At 64.0% G+C, this 21,086-nt stretch carries 18 protein-coding genes; 2 read left to right on the forward strand and 16 right to left on the reverse strand.

What is annotated here, in order from left to right; genetic code table 11:
• Nucleotides 1-49: 49 nt before the first annotated feature.
• Together ACTJK4_RS20820 and ACTJK4_RS20825 are read right to left on the reverse strand one after the other, a co-directional pair.
• The gene (locus ACTJK4_RS20820) at nt 50-367 is read right to left on the reverse strand and encodes a YciI family protein (RefSeq protein ID WP_440818836.1); all 318 of its coding nucleotides are present in this window, start codon (nt 365-367) and stop codon (nt 50-52) included.
• Between the two features lie 127 nt (nt 368-494).
• Entirely contained in the window at nt 495-1,493 is a 999-nt protein-coding gene (locus ACTJK4_RS20825; RefSeq protein WP_440077692.1) for a quinone oxidoreductase family protein, read from the reverse strand.
• 205 nt (nt 1,494-1,698) lie between these two features.
• Here ACTJK4_RS20825 and ACTJK4_RS20830 point away from each other — a divergent pair, with 205 nt between their 5' ends.
• Nucleotides 1,699-2,571: a LysR family transcriptional regulator gene (locus ACTJK4_RS20830; protein ID WP_232038803.1), complete on the forward strand. Its 873-nt coding sequence runs from the start codon at nt 1,699-1,701 to the stop codon at nt 2,569-2,571.
• 108 nt (nt 2,572-2,679) lie between these two features.
• Here the strand turns inward: ACTJK4_RS20830 and ACTJK4_RS20835 are convergent, their stop codons facing one another.
• The 7 genes from ACTJK4_RS20835 to ACTJK4_RS20865 all read right to left on the reverse strand — a co-directional run bounded on the left by ACTJK4_RS20835 (nt 2,680) and on the right by ACTJK4_RS20865 (nt 10,984).
• Complete coding sequence (locus ACTJK4_RS20835) at nt 2,680-3,405, reverse strand: ABC transporter ATP-binding protein (protein ID WP_004632384.1); 726 nt, start codon at nt 3,403-3,405, stop codon at nt 2,680-2,682.
• Entirely contained in the window at nt 3,402-4,199 is a 798-nt protein-coding gene (locus tag ACTJK4_RS20840) for an ABC transporter ATP-binding protein (RefSeq protein WP_440077693.1), read from the reverse strand. The genes ACTJK4_RS20835 and ACTJK4_RS20840 overlap by 4 nt, the downstream gene beginning before the upstream one ends.
• A 7-nt stretch (nt 4,200-4,206) precedes the next feature.
• The gene (locus ACTJK4_RS20845; protein ID WP_232038805.1) at nt 4,207-5,115 is read right to left on the reverse strand and encodes a branched-chain amino acid ABC transporter permease; all 909 of its coding nucleotides are present in this window, start codon (nt 5,113-5,115) and stop codon (nt 4,207-4,209) included.
• A gap of 13 nt (nt 5,116-5,128) precedes the next feature.
• On the reverse strand, nt 5,129-6,010 hold the full coding sequence (locus tag ACTJK4_RS20850) for a branched-chain amino acid ABC transporter permease (protein WP_232038806.1): 882 nt from the start codon (nt 6,008-6,010) through the stop codon (nt 5,129-5,131).
• A 131-nt stretch (nt 6,011-6,141) separates the two neighbouring features.
• A complete protein-coding gene (locus ACTJK4_RS20855; RefSeq protein ID WP_252694067.1) occupies nt 6,142-7,302 on the reverse strand; it encodes an ABC transporter substrate-binding protein in 1,161 nt (386 codons plus the stop codon).
• A 451-nt stretch (nt 7,303-7,753) separates the two neighbouring features.
• On the reverse strand, nt 7,754-10,435 hold the full coding sequence (locus ACTJK4_RS20860) for a diguanylate cyclase domain-containing protein (RefSeq protein ID WP_316869279.1): 2,682 nt from the start codon (nt 10,433-10,435) through the stop codon (nt 7,754-7,756).
• A gap of 108 nt (nt 10,436-10,543) precedes the next feature.
• On the reverse strand, nt 10,544-10,984 hold the full coding sequence (locus ACTJK4_RS20865) for a surface-adhesin E family protein (protein WP_232038809.1): 441 nt from the start codon (nt 10,982-10,984) through the stop codon (nt 10,544-10,546).
• A 125-nt stretch (nt 10,985-11,109) separates the two neighbouring features.
• On the opposite strand from ACTJK4_RS20865, the gene ACTJK4_RS20870 reads away from it, so the two are divergent.
• Entirely contained in the window at nt 11,110-11,910 is an 801-nt protein-coding gene (locus ACTJK4_RS20870) for a YhfC family intramembrane metalloprotease (protein WP_260801117.1), read from the forward strand.
• Here the strand turns inward: ACTJK4_RS20870 and ACTJK4_RS20875 are convergent.
• The 7 genes from ACTJK4_RS20875 to ACTJK4_RS20905 form a co-directional block, all read right to left on the reverse strand.
• Nucleotides 11,907-13,265, reverse strand: a complete 1,359-nt coding sequence (locus tag ACTJK4_RS20875; RefSeq protein WP_232038811.1) for a sigma-54-dependent transcriptional regulator — start codon at nt 13,263-13,265, stop codon at nt 11,907-11,909. The genes ACTJK4_RS20870 and ACTJK4_RS20875 overlap by 4 nt on opposite strands.
• A complete protein-coding gene (locus ACTJK4_RS20880) occupies nt 13,262-15,178 on the reverse strand; it encodes a sensor histidine kinase (RefSeq protein WP_316869277.1) in 1,917 nt (638 codons plus the stop codon). The genes ACTJK4_RS20875 and ACTJK4_RS20880 overlap by 4 nt, the downstream gene beginning before the upstream one ends.
• A gap of 4 nt (nt 15,179-15,182) precedes the next feature.
• A complete protein-coding gene (locus tag ACTJK4_RS20885) occupies nt 15,183-16,523 on the reverse strand; it encodes an MFS transporter (protein ID WP_232038813.1) in 1,341 nt (446 codons plus the stop codon).
• Between the two features lie 282 nt (nt 16,524-16,805).
• Nucleotides 16,806-17,756, reverse strand: coding sequence for a UTP--glucose-1-phosphate uridylyltransferase GalU (galU, locus tag ACTJK4_RS20890; RefSeq protein ID WP_260801114.1), 951 nt, complete (start codon nt 17,754-17,756; stop codon nt 16,806-16,808).
• Nucleotides 17,757-18,022: 266 nt separating this feature from the next.
• Nucleotides 18,023-18,841: a DNA-binding protein gene (locus tag ACTJK4_RS20895; protein ID WP_440077695.1), complete on the reverse strand. Its 819-nt coding sequence runs from the start codon at nt 18,839-18,841 to the stop codon at nt 18,023-18,025.
• Between the two features lie 318 nt (nt 18,842-19,159).
• Nucleotides 19,160-20,170, reverse strand: coding sequence for a ParB/RepB/Spo0J family partition protein (locus ACTJK4_RS20900; RefSeq protein ID WP_433867613.1), 1,011 nt, complete (start codon nt 20,168-20,170; stop codon nt 19,160-19,162).
• A complete protein-coding gene (locus tag ACTJK4_RS20905) occupies nt 20,167-20,835 on the reverse strand; it encodes a ParA family protein (RefSeq protein WP_316668838.1) in 669 nt (222 codons plus the stop codon). Before ACTJK4_RS20905 ends, ACTJK4_RS20900 begins: the two co-directional genes overlap by 4 nt.
• Nucleotides 20,836-21,086: the final 251 nt, after the last annotated feature.

Here is a 21,086-nt window from a genome sequence, read left to right on the forward strand (position 1 = left end):
GGTTCGCGCAAGGACAAGCCGACATGATAGCGGCGGCGCCGCACCGGTTTTAAGTCGACGTCGCGACCAGGGCGTCTGGCAACCACGCCTGCGGTGTATCAGCACTCCGACGATTCGGGCCCCAGGCAATGACGCGCGCCTGCACGAGGTTTTCGATGACGAAAGGGTCGCGCGCGACGATGTCGTCGATCTCTTCGCGGGATTCGGCACGCGCCAGGATGCCACCGCCCTCACGCGGGAAGAACGGCCCCGACATCAGGAAGTGGCCGCTCGCATAGTGCGCGTCCAGATGCGCGCGGTGCGCAGGCAGCACCCGATCGAGTGCTTCGAGCGGTGCGGTGTAGTTGAAAAGAATCAGGTACGGCATGCGATGGCTCCTTGTGGGATGAGGTCAAACCTTCGAAACGCGAGACCTGGCAGCGTGAAGCAACGATGCTGAGTGTCCCGCAGAAATGGGTACGCTTTGTACGGAAACCCTTCGGCGCGCGGGGTTCTCAAGGGCGCAAGAGCAACGCCCCTGAGGTCTGTCCCGCTTCCAGCGCGGCGTGCGCGGCGGCCGCATCTTCCAGCGCATAGGTACCGCCCACCGGCACGCGCACGCCATCCAGCATGCGCTGCAATGCCGCCTGCGCTCCTGCCCGGTAGTTCGACAGATTGGCCATGTAGCGGAATACGCCCGGCCGCGCCAGCGCAATGGAGCGCGACGGTCCAAGCGCCGCAAGATCGACGACATCCGTTTGGGCGTTGCCGACATCGCCCGCCTGACCGATGCTGGCCACCACGCCGAACGGCCGCGTCACCGCCAACGAGGTCTGCAGCATCGCGCCGCCAATGCCGTCGATCACGTAGTCGACGCCTTCCCCGCCGGTGAGCTGCAGCACGGCTTCGCGCACATCCTGCTGGCGATGCAGCACAACGTGGTCTGCGCCGTGGCCCAGCGCGACGGCGGCCTTGGCTTCGCTGCCAACCGTGCCGATCACACGCGCACCCTGGCGCTTGGCCCACTGCACCAGCAACACGCCCAGGCCGCCGGCTGCAGCGTGTACAAGCAGCGTATCGCCGGCGCGCGTCTGCCGTACCCGCGTCAGCAGCATGTGTGCAGTGATGCCGCGGACCAACGTGGCTGCCACGGTTTCGTCATCCAGCGCATCGGGCAAGGCAATCGCCCGTTCGGCCGGGATGTTGCGGTGGCTGGCGTAGCCGCCGGGTGCGCCGTCCATCAGGCCGGCCCAGGCCACGCGCTGTCCAACGACAAAGCCGCGCACTTCCGACCCCATCGCTTCCACCACGCCAACGCCCTCTACCCCGAGCACCGCTGGGAATGCCGGCACCGGGTACAGCCCGACACGGTGATACACGTCGACAAAGTTCACGCCGATGGCCGTGTGCCGCACCGTCAACGCGTTCGGCGCAGGCGGCGCCAACATCAGGCTGGCGGGCCGCAAACCCAATGCCGGTCCGGGTTCGCGCAGTTGGATCACCTTGGCATGCATGACAAAAGTCCTCGCAGAAATAGGTACGCTTTTCGGTTTGGTGGATGACGGGTACTGCGTTCGTCACGTTGTGAAAGAAGCGTAATCCGTTCAGAATCACCCGGGAATTCACAAAAACCGATCAGCTTCTGTGCAAAAAAGCCCAGGTCGGCCAAAAAATGCGCGCGCCCCGGCGCGTGCGGCGGCGGCCGAACCTTCCTCTTCCTTGCAGTGGGATGACGTGCGCTACTTTCTCGTGCTGGCGCGCGAGGGCAGCTTGTCGGCCGCCGCACGGCGGCTGGCGGTGGAACACACCACGGTAGCGCGGCGTGCCGATGCCTTGGAGCAATCGTTGGGCGTGCGCCTGTTCGACCGCCTGCCGCGCGGCTGGCGCCTGACCGCTGAAGGCAACGCACTGGCCGAGCGCGCTGAGCGCATGGAGCAGGAAGCCGCCGGCTTTGCGCGTGCGGCAGCGGGCGCGGGCAGCTTGCGCGGGACGGTGCGTATCTCCGCGCCACCCACGGTGGCCAGCCACATCATTGCGCCAAACCTGGCGACACTGCGCCGGCAATGGCCCGGCATCGACCTCGTGCTGCTGGGCGAAAAGCGCAACGCCAACCTGATGGCGCACGAAGCCGACCTGGCAGTGCGCTTGTCGCGTCCGACGTCGTCGACCTTGGCGACACGGCCATTGGGCGACCTCGGCTACGGCCTGTACGCCACCGCAGAAGTACTCGCACGCCCCGAAGCCGAATGGGAATTCATTGGCTACGACGAAAACCTCCGCCACGTCCCGCAACAGCGCTGGCTGGACAACTACGCAGGCGAACGTCGCGTGGTCTTACGCTGCAGCGACTTGGCCGCAATGCATCAGGCGGCGCTGGCCGGACTGGGTGTCGCGGCGCTGCCTCACCTGCTCGGCGCGCCCGCAGAAACGGGTACGCTTTTGCGCCGATTGCCCATCGACGACCCTGCGTTGCATCGAGAAATCTGGTTGGTGATCCACCCCGACGTTCGACGATCACCGCGCGTGCGGGCCGTGGCCGACGCATTGATCGCGCTGTTCGACGCACAGCGCCACGTCTTGGCAGGGATTTGAACGTACGCAGAAACGGGTACGCTTTTGGATGAAAATGAACCGCAAACCCAATGGATATGCGGTTCTTACGCCTCGGCAATATTGCATGCCGAGGCGTGTTCGGAACGCTCAGCCGCCCAGGTAGGCTTCGAGCACGCGCGGATTGCCCAACAGGTTTTTGCCGCTGTCAGCCAGCACGATCTCGCCGGTTTCCAATACGTAGCCGTGCTGCGCGATCTTCAACGCCTGACGCACATTCTGCTCGACCAGGAAAATCGTCAGACCCTCGGCATTGATGGTGCGCAGGATGCGGAAGATCTCCTGCACGATGATCGGCGCAAGGCCCATCGAGGGCTCATCCAGCAGCAGCACGCGCGGGCGAGCCATCAGCGCGCGGCCAATGGCCAGCATCTGCTGCTCGCCGCCCGACAGGTTGCCCGCCAGCCCGTCGATGCGTTCCTTCAGGCGCGGGAACAGGTGGAACACGCGCTCCAGGTCCGAGGCGATCTGGCCTTTGTCCTTGCGCGTGTAGGCGCCCAGCTCCAGGTTTTCGCGCACCGTCATCGTGGTGAGCGTGGCTCGCCCTTCGGCCACCTGCACGATGCCCCGCTCCACACGCTTGTGGGCGGACCACTGCGTGACGTCTTCGCCCTCAAACAGGATCTGGCCGCGCACGTCACCCTGCGACTTTGGGATCAGGCCCGAGAGCGCAAGCAGCGTGGTCGATTTGCCCGCACCGTTTGCGCCCACCAGCGAGGTGATCTCGCCGGCCTTGAGCGCAAAATCGATGCCCTTGACGGCTGCGATGTGCCCGTACGACACATCGAGCCCTTTGACTTCCAGCAACGTGGTCATGCCGTCTCCTTCTGCGCGGCATCGCCGTTCGCGTCATCGTCGTCATCGCGGCCCAGGTACGCCTCGATGACTTGCGGGTCATTGCGGATCGCCTCGGGCGGCCCTTCGGCGATGATGCGGCCGAAGTTGAGCACCGCAATGCGCTCGCACAGGCCCATCACGAAACGCATGTCGTGCTCGATCATGAAGATCGTGTAGCCGCGCGCCTTGATGTTCTCGATCTCGGCCATCAGGTCGACCTTCTCGCCGGTGTTCATACCGGCGACGGGCTCGTCGAGCAACAGCAGCTTGGGTTCGGTGGCCAGCGCCCGCGCGAGTTCGAGCTTGCGCTGGTCGCCGTACGAGAGGTTGTCGGCAATGTCGTGCGCCTTGTGGTCGAGCTTGACCCACGAGAGCAGCTCCAGCGCCCGGTCGCGCGCGCGGCGCTCGGCAGCGCGGTACTTGGGCAGCGACAGCAGCAGGCCTGGTGCCCCGTAGTCCAGATGCCGGTGCATGCCCACCACGACGTTCTCCAGCAGCGTCATCTCCTTGAAGATGCGGATGTTCTGGAACGTGCGTGCGATGCCCATCTGCGTGATCTGGTGCGGCTTTTTGCCGACAAGATTTTCGCCGGCGAACGTCAGCGAGCCGCCCGTGGGTGCCAGCAGGCCGGTGATCAGGTTGAAGACGGTCGTCTTGCCGGCGCCGTTCGGGCCGATCAAGCCGAAGATGGTGCCTTGCGGCACTTCAATGTTGACGTCCTGCAGCACCGACAGGCCGCCAAAGCGCTTGGAGATGGAGGTGAGTTTCAGCATGGCGGCCTCAGTGCGATTCATTGGAAGCAGCCGGGGTGTTGCCCGTGCCCGGCATGGTGCCGCCGCGCTTGATGCCGAACCAGCGCGCGAAACGCGCCGGATCCCAGATGCCCTTGGGCAGGAACAGCACGATCACCATCAGGATCACGCCGTTCACGACCAGGCGGAAATCCTTGAACGCACGCAGCAACTCGGGCAGCAGCGACAGGATCAGGCTGCCGAGCACCGGGCCCGTCAGGCCGTTGGTGCCGCCCAGGATCGTCATCGTGAGAATCTCCACGCCGCGATCAAAACCGAACTCGTTCGGGCCAATGAAGAACGTCAGATGCGCATTGAGTGCACCCGCGAGCCCGGCGATGGCCGCACCCAGCGTGAACGCCAGCAGCTTGGTGCCGGCCACGTTGATGCCCATGAGGCCAGCAGCGGTTTCGTCTTCCTTGATGGCCTCGAAAGCGCGGCCAACCTTCGACCGACGCATGCGCGCCAGCACGAACAGCGTCGCCAATACGGCCAGCGCCACGTGCCACCACTCGGTCAGCTGCGGAATGCCGTTCAGGCCCAGCGCGCCGCCGGTCCAGTCTTCGGTGTTCAGGATCAGCACGCGCACGACTTCGCCAAAACCAAGCGTGGCCATGGCCAGATACACGCCGGAAAGACGCAGCGTCGGCCGGCCGATGACAACGGCCACCACGGCCGGTGCCACCATGCCGCCCAGCAGGGCGACCGAAAACGGCATCTCGGCATTCATCGTCAGCAGCGCCGCCGTGTAGGCGCCGATGCCCATGAAGGCCGCATTCGCCATCGCCAGCAAGCCGCACGACAGCGTCAGGTAAATGGACAGCGCCAGCAACGCATTGATGCCCAGCGTGAGCACCAGGTTGCTGTAGACCGACCAGAAGTTGTCGAACCATTCCATGTCGTCGGTCTCCTTATGCCTTGCGTTCCAGCACCTTGCCGAACAGGCCTTGCGGCCGCACCAGCAGGATCAGGAACAGCAAGCCGAACGCCACCGCGTCGCGCATGGTCGAGCCGATGTAGGCCACCGACAGCACTTCGGCAAAACCGAGGAACAGGCCGCCCAACATTGCGCCGCGAATATCGCCCAGGCCACCCAGGATGATGACCGCGATGCCCTTGTGCAGCATCGGCTGGCCCATCAACGGGAACACGGCGTTGGAGTACAGGCCGATCAGCACGCCCGACAACCCGCCCAGCGCCGCGGCCGCAAACGAGGTCAGCAAGAACAGCCCTTCGACATTGATGCCGAGCAGCGCCGCCGCCTTCGGCGACTCTGCAATCGCGCGCAGCGCGCGGCCGAGTTGCGTGCGCTTGAGCAGCAGCATGAGCGCGCCCATCAGCACGAACGACAGCACGATGATGCTCAGCTCGAGCGGCGTGAGATGAATGCCGCCCAGGTCCAGCGAGGCGTCAGACACAAGCCCCGCCGGGAATCGCAGGTTCTCCGCCCCGAACACGCCTTGCATGGCGTTATTGATGGCGATGCCCGCACCGATGGTGCCGATCATCGGGATCAGGTGCGGCGCGTTGCGCCGGCGCAGCGGGCGCAGCAGCAGCACATCGATGATGAGGCCGGCCACGCCGCTCACGGCAAAACCGACGGCCAGCGCCGCCCACAGCGGCAGATCGAAGTGGAGGACGACCTGCAGCGCCGCATAGGCACCGAGCATGAAGACCGCGCCGTGCGACAGGTTGATCACGCCCAGGATGCCGAAAACCAGCGTGAACCCCAGGGCGAACAACGCATACACGCAGCCGAGCGACAGCGCATTGACGAGTTGCTGTTCCAGCATGATGAATCAGAGTGAGGTGCGGCCGAAGGGGACCAAAGCAGTCACCAAAGCAGCCGCAAAAAAAGCGATGGGGCGTAGGTTTAGCTACGCCCCGCCTGTCTCGTTCAAAGGGTTTCAACGAGAACCGAAGATTACTTCTCGATGGTGTACTTGCCGTTCTTGGTCACGCTCACGATCGGCGTCTGCACGGCGTCGTAGCCGGCCGGCTTGCCGCGTGCCGTCACCTGGCGGAAGGCAAACGCGCCCGTCGCGCCGGTGTGCTTGACTGCCGGCAGTGCATCGCGGATTGCCTTGCGATCGGCTTCGAGGTTGCCGCTGAACTTGACCGTCTTCAGCGCCTTGCTCGCGATGTACATGGCGTCATACGCCTGCGCGGCGAACTGGTCCGGCGCGGCCTTGTACTTGGCGGTGTAGGCGGTGATGAACTTGCTGTTCTCGGCCGTGTGGTTCTCGATCGACCACGGGCTGCCCACCCACAGGTTGTCGGACTTATCCTTGGCCAGGTCGAACACCTTGACCGAGTTCATCCCATTGCCGCCGATGACCGGCACATTCAGGCCGAGCTGACGCGCCTGCACCATGATCGGACCACCTTCGGCAATCAGCGCCGACAGCACGATCGCATCCGGGTTCGTCGCCTTGATCTTCGTGAGTTGCGCCTTGAAGTCGACATCGCCCTTGGCGAAGGTCTCGGTGGTTGTCACCGGAATCTTCAGGTCTTCGAGCGCCTTCTTGAAGTTGTCGTACCCGCTCTTGGTGAAGACGTCGTCGTTGCCGTAGAGCACGGCCACTTTCTTCACGCCGGCCTTCTTCACAACGGTCTGGATCGTTGCCGGCAGCACGTCGGCTTCGGTCACGGAATTGCGGAAGACGAAATCGCCGATGCTGGTGATGCCGTCTGCGGTGTTGGAGGTGCCAAAGGCGACCGTCTTGGAAGCCTGCGCGATCGGGTCGGCCGCCTGTGCCGAGTTCGACAGCGTGGGGCCGAACACCATCGCCACCTTGTCCTGGAAGATCAGCTTCTTGAAGACGTTGATGGCCTCTTCCTTCTTGCCCTGCTCGTCTTCGATCACCAGTGCGATCTTGCTGCCGTTGATACCGCCCGCGGCGTTGATTTCGTCTGCGGCCAACTGGAAGCCGTTGCGGATGGCCACGCCATACTGGGCTGCGCCGCCCGACAGCGCTTCTGCCACACCGATCTTGATGTCCTGGGCCGCAGTTGCCGCGCCCGTTGCGATTGCCGCCCCCGCAGCCACTGCCGTCAACAGCAGCCGTTTGATCATTTTTTGCATGCGAACCTGCTCCTTGTTTGTCCGTCGCGATTGCTTGAATGCGATGCGTCTCGAAGATGCGCTGGCCCAACACCGTCGCTCCCCCCGCATGCGCCCTGCATCGCGTCCGGACGCTCGCCTGCCGGGTTTCGCGCCACGAAGACAAGACAACGTTGGCGAAACGACGGAAGACCTGCCGGGCGAGCGATGCCGGATCGGGCATGCGTGCACCGGAAGTGCGTCGGAGTGTGAAGCGAAGGCGCCATGGGTACAGCGCTCTTGTGCGACGCGCCGGGGTGGCCGGCGCGTGCAGTCAGTCGCGGGACTTTACCGGAAAGCGCACGACCGTGCGATAGGGGATTGTCCGCCGCCCGGCCTGGGGGGCAGTCATTGCGGCGCAACATTGCCTGCGCAACACCGTCAGATCGACGTGGAGCGTACCCGTTTCTGCGTGCCTTGCCGCACTGCGAAATCAGCCCGTGGGCAGCTCGTCGGCGCTGACAAACAAGCCCTTGCCACGCGATTTGGCTTCGTACAACGCCTCGTCGGCGGCTTCGAAGACGACGCTCTGCGCCAGCGTACGCGCGTCGAAGGTTGCGATACCGATGCTCGCGCCCACCTGCACCATCGCCTCACGCAGGCGAAACGGCTTGTTGCATGCGGCAAGGATATTCGCGGCAACCGTCTTTGCGTCGCCCGGGTGCGACAGGTGCTCCAGGATGACGGCAAACTCGTCACCGCCAAAACGCGCCACGCCGTCATACGGGCGCACGGCGCGCGCCAAGCGCTGCGCGAAGGTGCGCAGCAGCGCATCGCCAACGGCGTGCCCGTGCGTGTCGTTGACCACCTTGAAGTGGTCGAGATCGATCAGCAGGAGCGCTCCGGTCGATCCATTCACACGTGCCTGGTCCAGCGCCGCCTGCAAACGCGCTTCAAAGCCGGCACGGTTGGCCAGGCCGGTGAGGTGGTCGGTGGTGGTCAGCGCGCGCAGGCGCAGCTCCTGCTTCTTGCGCTCCGTAATATCCAGCGTGACCGCATGCACACCCGCCACGCGGCCTTGCGAATCGAACTGCGGAAGATAGCTGACCTCTTCACACCGGTATTGATCGAGGGCCCCGGTCTCGCGCTCGAAGACCATCGTCTCTCCGCCCAGCGCACGCTGCAACGCATCGCGGAGGTTGCTGTAAGCGTCGTCCCCCACGACTTCGCGCAGCGTCTGCCCGAGCATGCTCACGGTCGATCGTCCATACGCTTTCTCGTAGGCGGCATTCAGGAAGCGGAAGCGCTCCTCGGTGTCGATGAAGGCCACCAGCGCGGGCAGCGCATCGGTCACGGTCTGCAGCGTTTCGCGGCTGCGCTGCAGCGCTTCCTTGGCGGCCTTGTCCTGCGTGATGTCGCGCATGACCGACGAGAAATACTCCATACGCCCGGCAGGATCGCGGTGCGCGATGATCATGTGGTTGATCGGCACGACCTGACCCTCGGCACCTCGCGCGGTGGTTTCGCCAATCCATACGCCATCGCGCGAGGCTGCGGGTACGGCCACCTCGCGCAGCCAGCCCATTGTCTCGGGGGGGTAGAAATCTGCAACCGTCAGGCCATGGAGATTGGCACCCGGCGCAATGCCGGCAAAGCGGCGGCCGGCCGGATTCATGTAGGTGACGTTGCCCTGTACGTCGCTCTGCGCAACGAAGTCGGTGGTGGAGTCGAGGATCTTGGTCAGCACGCGCGAGGCTTGTTGCGCCCGCGCCCGCACGGTGATGTCTTCCATGGCCCCAACGTGGCCGACCACCTCGCCGTCCACCCGCACCGGCGCTGTCGTGACCACCAGCAGTCGCTCACCCAGGCCTGGCACGATCACGCGCTGCTCGGCGTTGTAGCCGGCCCCGCGTGCAACCGCGTCGCGCCAACCGGCCATGGTGGCATCGCGGTCGTCCGGATGCAGACGTGCAAGCCACACGTCGGCCAGCGCCTCTTCATGCGTTGCACCGAGCAGCCGGCGATACGCCTCGTTGGTATAGACAGTCCGCCCCTCCGCATCCGAGCGGAACAACCCGAGCGGCGACGCATCGTTGACGGCTTCGAGTTCAGCGCGCTGGCGGACGACCTCGTCCATCAGCTTATGGAACGCCGTTGATACTGCGTCGATTTCCGCAGAGGTACTGCCCAGCTCGAGCGGAGGCGCGTTGCGCAAGTCCGTGGCCGAAAGCTGCGTCATGGCTGAATGCAACCGGCCAAGCGGGCGCAACAGCCACAGCATCGCCGCCCACACCGATGCGCCGATCATCGCCGCCAGCACCAGGAGCGACCAGCGAAAACGCTGGCGCATGAGGAAGAGCTGCCGGTTGGCCTCGGCGCCGGGCAACACCGCAGCGAGGGTCCAGCCGGCCGAGGTGATGTCTTGCGTGGTGACCACGTCGCCACCGCGATCAGGCAGTGCGTCCGGATTCGCGTAAAAGGCTGCGGCCACCGCCGGATCGGCATCGAGCGGCGCCAGCGTCTTGTCGGCCTGGGGGTGGACGATATAAACGGGGTTGTCACCTCGCGTAGCCAGGTAGACATGGCCGGTCTGGCCCACGCGCATATCGCGCATGTCGCCCAGAAAGTTCGGCTTGAGCAGGTACAGCGACGCGCCGATCAGCCCGACGAGATTGCCGTCCTGATCATGCACGGGCGCGGCCATGATGACGATGGGCTCGCCGCCCACACGGTTGCGCAGCGGAGCGGAGATGGTCGGCTGGTCGACCACCATGACCTGCCTGAAGTAATCCCGATCCGAAATGTCGATGCCGACCACGCCCGCGCGGTGCGGCGAGGTGGCTGTCACCTTGCCGTCAGCCGAGGCCAGGAACACGCCATCGAACAGGCCGCTGGCCGGCTGGATGGAGCGGTAGAACGCCGCTTCTTGCGCCGGCGTGTCAAAGTGTACGGTGCGCATCTGCTGCGCAGTGCGCTCGAGCACGCCCAGGTATGTGTCCAGCCGCTGCTTCAGGTCTTCCGCCGACTCCTTAACCATGGCCGTCTGCTGCGCCTTGATCTGCGCCATCACCTCGCGGCGGATCGGCTCGCGTTGCGACCAGCCGAACACGCTCACCACCGTCACGCTGATGACGGTCGCCATGATGGCCGCCTGCGACTTCAGGGTCAGTTTCATCAAACGGTCGGCTGGCGCCGGCGCCCCTCGCGGCCGGCGTCTTGTTGTGGTGTGAGGGCAAACACCATAGTGCTATGCCCGCCGATCAATGTCGAGTCGCCGCGGTGTCTAACGGCGGCCGCAGACATAGGCGGCCGAGCGCGCCGCGAGCGTACCGGGGCGGATGCGCATCCAGTGCGCGCCGGCTGCGGTATCGGTATCGAGCGTGGCGCCGTCGGGACCGCGCACCACGTAGTCGACCAGGCGGATGCGCTGGCGATGGCAGTCGATCTCCTGGCGCGAGAGGATCATCGTGCCGGGCCGGTAATGGGCGCCATGGGCGCGGCGTTCACTGCGCTTGAGCACCGTGCGCGCCAGAAAAATTTTGTGACCGGTACGGTTGGAGCGCAGCGACGTGCGATCGATGGAAGCCACGACGGACGTCGTCGTCAGGTATTGGTGCCAGCGTGCAGCCTGGGCAGGCACCGCCATGCCGAAGGCGCCCACGCCGACACTGCATATCCAGATCCACCGCCACATCATGCGTTTCACGACCGTCCGTCCTGCCATATCAAGAAGCCAAGAAGCGGCATTGCTGCCGCAGGTACGTATTGTAACAATCGGCCCGCAAGACTCGCGCCAGCACGCTCAGGTAGCATGCGGCCAACTCGATTGCCCGACTGTCTCCATCCGCCATGTTCACCGTCGCCATCCCTGCCCTTGTTGCCCACGCCATCGCGGCCTTGCTCATCGCAAGCGTGCCCGTCGTAGCGTGGTTCTGGCTGCGGCGGCGCTTCGACCTGGCATGGCGCGACATCGGCGTGGGCGCGGCGGTGTTTGTGGTGTTTGCGTTGGTGCTGGAACGCACGCTGCATTTGTACCTGCTGCAGCTCAACCCGACCACGGCGCACTGGCTGCGCATGCCCGTGCTGTTCGTCATCTACGGCGCGCTGATGGCCGGCTTGTTCGAGGAAAGCGGCCGCTGGCTCGGCCTGCGTTTTCTCGTGCGCAAGCCGGGGGGTGCCGCCACACCGGTGGCGTATGCGCTCGGTCACGCGGGCATCGAAGCCTGGCTGGTCGGTGCGGCATCGCAGGCCCAGATGGTGATGTTCGGCATTGCCAGCAACCGCGGCGAGCTGGAATCGCGCCTCGCGGCCAGCGGTGCCGATGCCATGGTCGGGACCATCCATGCCATGCTGGCGCAGCTGTCGCCGTGGCTGGCGCTCGGTGCGGTGAGCGAGCGCCTTGCGGCGATGCTGATCCAGTTCACGCTCACGCTGGTGGTGTGGCACGCGGTGCGGCAGCGGCGGTTTGTGATCGTCGTGCTGGCGGTGTTGCTGCATGCGCTGGCTGACTTGCCCGCTGCGCTGTACCAGGTACATGTGCTGCCCCTGGCGGTGACCGAAGCGATCTACGCCGTGGCCGCCGTGCTGCTGGCAGCAACGTGCTGGCCTCCGCAAGGCGGCCGCAAGATCGGCGAATCCTCGCTGCGCTAACTGCTGCGGAACTTGTCCGGCTCGATGCCGTGCCGATTGAGCTTGTCGTATAGCGTCTTGCGCGGCACGGCGAGCAAATCGGCCGCACGGGCAACGTTGCCCTCCGTGGCGCGCAGTGCTTCTTCGATGGTGGTGCGTTCGACCGCCATCATCCGGCCGGCCAGGGAATGCTGGCTCGCCTCTGAAACCACCAGGCCGTCGTCCAATCCGAGGCAAAAGCGCTCCGCCACGTTCTTCAGTTCGCGCACGTTGCCGGGCCAGTCGTGGTGCTGCCAGCGCATCATGTCTTGCGCAGACCAATCGGGCGCCGCACGCTCGTAGCGCACCGCGGCCTGCTGCAGAAAGTGGGCCATCAGCAGCGGAATGTCTTCGGCACGCTGGCGCAGCGCCGGCAGCGCAATCGACACGACGTTCAGGCGGTAATACAAGTCCGCGCGGAACTGCCCGTGATCGGATGCCTCCTTCAGGTCGACCTTGGCGGCAGCCACCACACGGCAATTGACCGGAACGCTGGCGTTACTGCCCAGCCGTTCGATGCTGCGTTCCTGCAGCGCACGCAGCAGCTTGGCCTGCAACGCCAGCGGCATCGATTCGATCTCATCCAGGAACAGCGTGCCGCCATCTGCATATTCCATCTTGCCGATGCGGCGGCGGTTGGCACCTGTGAAAGCGCCCGCCTCGTGGCCGAACATCTCGCTCTCGAACACGGACTCCGGCAGCGCCGCGCAATTGAGCGCGACGAACGGCCCGCGACGTCGGCTGCCTTCGTGAATGGCGCGCGCGAGCACTTCCTTGCCCGAGCCGGTCTCGCCCGTGACGAGGATGTCGGCATCGGTCGGTGCCAGCGCGGTGACGAGCCGGCGTACGTTCTGCATGACGGCGCTCTGGCCGATCAATGGGTACGCCTGCCGGCCCTGCAGCGCTTCACGCAAACGCAGGTTTTCGAACGTGAGCCGGCGCTTCTCCAACGCACGCCGCACCACGTCGACGAGGCGCTCTGAGTGGAACGGCTTCTCCATGAAGTCGTATGCGCCCGCGCGCATGGCGGCCACGGCCATCGTCACATCGCCATGACCGGTGATGAGGATGACGGGCAACTGGCGGTCGTGCCGCAGCATCTCGCGCAGCACAGCCAGGCCGTCGCGGCCGGGCAGGCGCACGTCGGTGACGACCACGGCCGGCGTTTGCGCAGCGAGTGCGGCCAGCGCGCTTTCCGCGTCGGCAAAGGACTGCACCGGCACGTCGGCCAGCGAGAGTGCCTGCTCGCAGCCCAGGCGCACGACGTCATCGTCTTCGATCAGGAAGACGGGCGCGTGGTCGATGGGGGAAGGGTCTGGCGTGCCGTGTTCAGTCATGTGGGTTTCACAACGCGTTCAAGCTCGATGATGAATTCTGCGCCACCTGCATCGTCACCCGCATTGCGGCCTTCGAGCCGGCCGCCAAAGTCTTCGATGATCGCCAGCGAGATCGCCAAGCCCAGCCCCAGGCCTTGACCATCGTCCTTGGTGGTGAAGAACGGCTCGAACAGGCGCGGCAGCACATCAGTGGAAATGCCCGGACCGAAGTCGCGCACGGTGATGCGCACCCATTTCTCGATGGGCTCGACGCTTACGCGCACGGTAGCCGATTCGGCGACCGGTCCCTCGGCGGTGGCATCAATGGCATTGCGGATGAGGTTGACGAGCACTTGCTCAAGCCGCACGGCGTTGGCCCAGACCGCAAGATCAGCTGGGACGGGTTCGGTCACCACCGTCACCCCGGCCTGGCGGCGACGCGTCTCCACCAGCATCAGCGCCTGGCGGATGGCTTCGTCCACCGACACAGCCGCGCGTGCCGCATCGCCCTTGCGCGAGAACGCCTTGATGTGCGAAACGATGCGGCCCATGCGTTCGGCAAGCTGGCTGATGTGCGTGAGGTTGCCGCGCACTTCGCCGATGCGGCCGCGCTCGGCAAGCTGGTTGGCGTTGTCCGAGAGCGTGGTCAGCGCGGTAAGCGGCTGGTTCAGTTCGTGCGTGATGCCGGCGGCCATCTGGCCGAGCACGGCGAGCTTGCCGGCCTGCACGGCAGCATCGCGCGTTTCGCGCAGGATGCGTTGCGCGGCATCGAGCGCTTCGACCTTGCCGGCCAGTGCGGTGTTGGCGGACGTCAACTCGGCGGTGCGCTGCGCGATCCGTGCTTCCAGATCACGCTGGATTTCGCGCAGTGCGGCGCGCGCGCGGTGTTGCTCTTCGCGCCGGCGCGTACGCAGGCGCAAAGCCACGAGTACGGCGAAGATCAACGCCATCGCAAACGCTGCACTTGCACCGGCCACCAGCGCGGTACGCTGCTCGTCGCGAGGGTCGATCAACACGGCGACCTGCCAGCCGAGCAGGCCCACCGGGCGGTACTGCACACGCAGCGTCGACGCCGATTTTCCGGGCAACGCCACGCGCACGGTCTGCGGCGGGTGGTCCGCAGAAAAGGGTACGCTTGCGGCTTGCCCGTCGCGCATTCCGAGCGGCGTGAGGTTGTGGGGGGCGTACTGGCGCGTCGCGTCGAGTGCTGCGCGCTGGTCCGCGCTCAACGTGCCGAGTGTGCGGTATTTCCACTCGGGTACGGACGACAGGAAGATCACGCCGTACCGATCCACGAGCAGCACCGTATCGCCGCTGCGCGACAACGTGGCCTCGAATGCATCGAGGTTGACCTTCACGACGACCACGCCGATCGGCTTGTTGTCTTCGCGCACGGGGGCGGCCACGAAATAGCCCGTCTCGCCGGTGGTATTGCCCACGCCGTAGAAGCGACCCAGCCCTTCGCGCATGGCCTCGACAAAGTACGGGCGGAATGCGTAGTTCTGGCCGACGAACGAGGTCGGCAGATCCCAGTTGCTGGCCGCAATCGTGAGGCCGGTCGTATTGATCAAGTGCGCAGCGGCCAGATCGGTGGCCGCCTGCACTTCCTTCAGATAGGCATTGGCTGCGCGGCGCATGACAGCGTCGCCAGCCTGGGGATTCTCTTGCAGCGCGACGTGCAGCACATGCTCCAGCGCCGCCAGCCTCGGCAATGATTCATAGCGGGCCAGCGTGCTGCGCAGGTTCTGTGCGTAGAAGGTGGTGCGCTGGCCCGCCTCTTCGGCGCGCGTGGCAACGTAGCGTTGCAGTGCGATGGCGTAAGCGCCCCACCCCGCTGCCGCACAGCACGCCGCCATGGCCAGCGCGACGGCCATGCGCCAGCCGCGCCCGTGTGCGGGGTGGGCAAGGTCGGCGTGGCCGTCAGTTGGCGACATGGGGTCAATGTTCGATGCGGGAATGCTCGCGAGTATCGCGCATGAACACGTACACCAACAGCGACAGGAAGATCGTGCCCGTCACATACCAGTAGAACAGCGACTCGTGACCCGCCTGCTTAAGCCACAGCGCGATGTACTCGGCCGTGCCGCCGAAGATCGACACCGTGAGTGCATACGGCAGGCCCACGCCCAGCGCACGCACTTCCGCGGGGAACAGCTCCGCCTTGACCACCGCGTTGATCGACGTGTAGCCGGAGACAATCACCAGCGCAGCCATGATGAGGAAAAAGGCCGTCCACACGTTGGTGGTCTGGCTGATGCCGGTCATGATCGGCACGGTGAACAGCGTACCCAGCACGCCAAACGCGATCAGGATCGGACGGCGGCCAATGCGGTCGGACAACCCGCCCACGATCGGCTGCAGCATTGCGAACAGCAGCAGCGTGGCACCAGACACCAGCGTGGCCGTGTCCTTCGACAGCCCCACCGTGTTGGCCAGGAACTTCTGCATGTAGATCGAGTACGTGTAGAACGCCACCGTACCGCCCGTCGTCAGGCCCACGACCGTTGCAACGGCGCGCGGATGCTTGGCCAGTTCCGACAGCGTGCCGCGCTTCTTGTTTGTCTTCGCGGCGGTAAAGGATTGCGTCTCCTCCATGTGCGAGCGCATGACCATTGCCAGCAGCGCACACAGCGCGCCGATGAAGAACGGGATGCGCCACCCCCACGCCTCAAGCTGCGCCGGCGACAGCACGAACTGCTGCAGCACGATCAGCAGGGCCAGCGCCGTCAGTTGCCCGGCGATGAGCGTGACGTACTGGAAGCTCGAGTAGAAGCCGCGGTTTTCCTTGTTGGCGACTTCGCTCAGGTACGTGGCCGAGGTGCCGTATTCTCCGCCGACCGACAAGCCTTGCAGCAGACGCGCCAGCACCAGCAGCACGGGTGCCGCCACGCCGATGGTCGCGTAGCTCGGCGTGAGCGCAATGATGAGCGAGCCCGCGCACATGAGCACCACCGAGAAGAACAGCGCGCGCTTGCGGCCGTAGCGATCGGCGTAGATACCCATCAACCACCCGCCCACCGGACGCGCCAGAAAGCCGACCGCAAACACCGCCGCCGTATTGAGCAGCTGCGCGGTCTGGTCGCCCTTCGGGAAGAACGACTTGGCAAAGTACAGGGCAAACGCCGAGTAGACATACCAGTCGTACCACTCGACAAGGTTGCCAATCGAACCGGAGAAGATGGAACGCAGACGACGGCGTACGTCTGCGGGAGTGTCTTTGGTGGGGGCCTGCGCGGGCGAAAAGTCGCCCGTGACCGCACCAGCCTGAGGCTGCGTCATGGTGTCTCCTTGGAGCGTTGCGGCGGCCTTTGCTGGTGACAGTTCGCACACGGAGCTGCGTGTGCGACGTCCAAGCGGTCCGCCGGTTTATGGGTGGTCGCTCTTACTCAAGAAGCATTCCATGCAGAAAACAGGCGTGTCGACCCGCCACAAACGCCCATGGCACCAGGCTTTGCGGGGAATTGACCGAACAACGGGAGATCGGAGAGGTGTGCGGTTTATCAGAATCGGCCGGGCGGCCTGTGCGGAAACCCGCACGACCGATTCTGAAAGGGACGAAGCTCAGGCGGCCACGCTCAGCGGAATGGTGTCGCGAACCAACGACTCCATCTCGGCAGACACATCTTCATGCGTTTGGGGCAGGCCCAGACGCTCATGCAGATACGCCTCAAAGTCAGCACGCACTTCCGGATGGCGCAGCGCAAACTCGACCGTCGCCTGCAGGTAACCGAACTTGCTTCCGCAATCGAACCGCTGACCACGGTAGCGATACGCCAGGATCTGCTCTTCGGCCAGCAGGCTCTGGATGGCGTCCGTCAACTGCAATTCGCCGCCTGCGCCAGGCTTCAGATTGCGCAGATGATCGAAGATGCGCGGCGTCAGAATGTAGCGCCCGACCACGCCCAGGTTCGACGGCGCATCCTTCGGCGCCGGCTTTTCGACGATGCCATCGAGCTTGACCAGCCGATCATCCCATTCACGGCCGGCAACCACGCCATACGACCGCGAGGCTTCCGGCGCAATCGTTTCGACGCCGACGATGGAGCAGCGGTAATGGTCGTAAAGCTCCGTCATCTGCTGCATGACGGGCGGCTGGTTGTCCAGCAAGTCATCGGCCAGGATCACAGCGAAGGGTTCGTCGCGTACCAGTTTCTGCGCACAGAGCACGGCGTGGCCGAGGCCCAGGGTCTCCGGCTGACGCACATAAAAGCACTCGACGCCCGACGGCTTGATGGATTGCACCATCTCCAGCAGCGCCTGCTTGTTCTTGGCGGCCAGCTCGGTTTCAAGCTCGTAAGCCTTGTCGAAATGGTCTTCGATAGCGCGCTTGGCGCGGCCCGTGATGAAGATCATTTCCGTGATACCCGCGGCGGCAGCCTCTTCCACCGCATATTGGATCAGCGGCTTATCGACGATCGGCAGCATCTCTTTCGGGCTGGCCTTGGTGGCGGGTAGAAAACGTGTACCGAGTCCCGCCACGGGAAACACGGCCTTGGTGATCTTCTCGTTCATGACAACTCCATTGGTGAGACGTAGCGTCATGAGCAAGTCATATGCCAGCGTAAATAAAAGGGGTCGACCCTTTGACGGAGCACCATCTGGCGCCCCCCGCGCAACGTTGCGGGCGTTGCATCGGCACCTTTCCTACAACGGGTTGAAACTCCGTCGCACCAACTTTCAGCGCCGAAAGTCGAAAAGCGTACCCAATTCTGCGTGCCGTTCTGAGCCAACTCGCGCTCGGCCAGACCAGTAAGCACCCGCTAACAGTGTGTCGAAAATCAGGAAGATGGCTTGACCCAGCCGCGCGAGACCGGCGCGGTGCGCTCGGGCGTGCGCCGATAGGCATCGATCTGGGCGTTCAGTTGCGCGACCTCGGCTTCCAGGGTGCGGATGCGCTGACGCAGTTGATCGGCTTCGTTTTGCGTCTGCTGGCGCACCGCATCGTTCTGCAAGCGTAGAAAGCGCTCCGTACCCGCCAGCGCGCTGGCCGCGCCCTCCAGGCGGGTCACGGTTTCCATGGTCTGCTCCAGGCGCTCGAGGGTCGCGTCGGTCAACTTGGGCGGCACGGCCGGCGCCGTGGCAAGCGCTTCGCCGAGACGCCGCTCCAAGTCGGCCATGGCGGCCTGCAATTGCCGATTGCGCGCGGCTTCGTGTTCCAGCGCGCGCTCCGCCACCTCGGCTCGGATGCGCGCTTCCATCCATTCGGCGCCCGCACCGGGCGCGCCAATGGCGCGCGAGGCGATGCGGTTGCGTTCGTCGCGCGCAGAAAGCGTACCCGTTTCTGCGTGTGCCAACGGGATCGGCCAAGGCTCAACCGCATCCGTAGCGATACCACTTGGAATCGGCCCACGCCCCTGCGCCCGGTCGATCGCCTTCTGTAACGTCGCATTGCTCGGACGCCGGCGTACTCCGGCTTCCGCCAACCACTGCACGTAACGCCGAACGCCGTAAACACGGCGCGTCACCGCCTGAACGGCTTCGATCACCTCATCGAGGAACACAGCGTTGTCGTGCGGGAAGGCGATATCCAACCGTCGAATCGCTTCAACGATTCGTTGCTGCTGCTCAGCCGAGAAATAGAGACCGGGGCGTGCCATAGGGGCTATCGAGTGTCCATATAGTGTACATAAAGGGTTAAAAACCTCAAGCGATGTACGTTAAATATCATTATTTACATTTTGCGCAGTTGTACTTGCAGTCCAATCGTGAAGCATAAACATCCCCTTTGAATGGCAAGCCCCCTCATTTCGGCGCCGGGCGGGCGGGGGAACGAGCCTTCCATGGGGTGCACCGGACACCGCTGAGCCTGCGCAGAAATGGGTACGCTCCACGCGCCGATATGCCCCTCGTGGCCGAAATCAGGGCAAAAAAAAGCGCCCCATGGGGCGCTTCTTGTGGACAAATCTGCGGCGGAACTACAGTAGGGCGACGTCCAGGCCAAATCGGCTTTTCAGCGCTTCCACCAGCGATTCCCGGGCGGCACGATCTCCGAGCTTCACATCAAGCATCACTCTCCCGGAATCCCACTCCTTGATTGTGCCGAGAAGATCACCTTCCGCGCTTCGAATCTTGTATTGGCGGCTGACTTCCTTCACCTTGCGAGTACGCCCTTCTTGAGCCACCTTGCGGATCTGCTCCACGTCGCGGCTTGAGAGCCCCTCTTCCAGTACGCGATGTACCAGCTCACGCGTACGGTCTTCGCCCGCGCTCTTGAAGTACAGCGTCAGCTCGTATCCGGTCGCGATGCCGATACCAGCCGGTCGCTCCTTCATGACTTCGAGCACTGACTCCGGCAGTTTCAGCAGCGCCAAGGTCTTGTTGACCGTTCCTGCGGATACGCCGGTAATCTCGCAAATATCTTCTTCTTTTTTAACTTTTCCTTCATCTAGCAGCTGCCGCCAAGCGATGGCGTTGTCCAACACGGATTGGCCGGAACGCTGCTCGTTCAAGACGAAGGACAGCCGATAGAAATCGATATCCGACAGGCCGTCCTCGATGAAGCAGTCCATCTCGGCCTTCCCAGCGGCGGCCAAGGCACGCTTCCGGTAATGGCCGTCGATCAGGACATACCAACCTGGGCGCGCCGGGTCTGGCGCCGCCAAGCCTGGCGTCTGCTGACCATGCGTAGCAATGGACGCCGCCCGCTCCTGGACGATCTGCGGATCGTAGATGCGGCGGGCGTTAAGCGGATTTTCCTGCAACCGCTCAAGCGAAACCTTGATCACCCGGCGCTCAGACGTATTCGCGGGCACGGGACTTTCAGCGCTGAAAGCAGCGGCGGGGGTAGCTTGGCCAAGCAGGCCCCGAGGGTGCGATGTGATCGCCTTTTCTGCTAGCGCAAAACGATCAACGGGTGTCGCCTTGGTCTTCTCTGCGGCAATGCCGGCCAGCATGCCGTCTTTGAGCGATTTCAACTTCGCGCTCATACACGTTCCTCCTGCAACAACTGCAACACCTCGTCGATCAAGATGTCGACTTCACTGATGGCTTCCCGGGCGCCCGACACACCATGCACCGTCGCACCGATCGCCTGACACTCCCGAAATGCAGAGCGCGAACCGATCATGGAATCCATCAAAGGAATATCACCATCATCACCAAGAATTTCAATTGCTTGCTTCGCGAGCGAAACCCGCCGCTGGACCATGTTCGCCAGTACGCGAATGCGCAGCGTTTCATTGGTTACCTGGGCCTGCTGCGCGAGGGCTTTGGCGGCCACGGCAGCCCAGAGATCCGGAGGCGACGGCACTACGGGAATCAACGCAATGTCGGAGATCAGCAGCGCGCTTGACGAAGACGGCGAGTGGACCGCTGGAGGGCAATCGACGACGATGTAATCGTAGTCCGCCACAAACTTGCGCACCTCTCTGTGCATGGCGCCGCCAGACGGCGCTAAACCGATCACCGAAGCTGGAAAGGGCTTGTCTTCGGGCGCTTGAGCGGCCCACCGTGTGGCCGTTCCTTGCTCGTCCATATCGACCAGCAGCGTTTTACTCCCCCGCAAACCAAGGGTTCCGGCGATGTGCATGCTGACCGTGGTCTTGCCGCATCCGCCTTTCTGATTGAATACCGTTACGATCTTGGCGCTCACTGGTCCTCCACTTTCAGCGCTGAAAGTCAGCAGCGCTCATCTTAGGGAAGACAGCATAAAAACACAAGTTCGATAAATTTCAATTCATACAAATTTCAACGGATAGGCGCACCCGAAAAAGAGGCCGTCTAGGTGGTTTTCAATTCACCTAAATTGAGATGTAAATGCGGCCTTTAGCGCATAACTTTCTGCGTTCAACCCAACATTTACGGGCTTTGTAGGTGTTTACCAGTGGGATGCATAAAAGCGAC

Origin of the sequence: Ralstonia sp. 22111 (assembly GCF_052045895.1) — a bacterium.
Lineage (GTDB): Bacteria > Pseudomonadota > Gammaproteobacteria > Burkholderiales > Burkholderiaceae > Ralstonia > Ralstonia wenshanensis.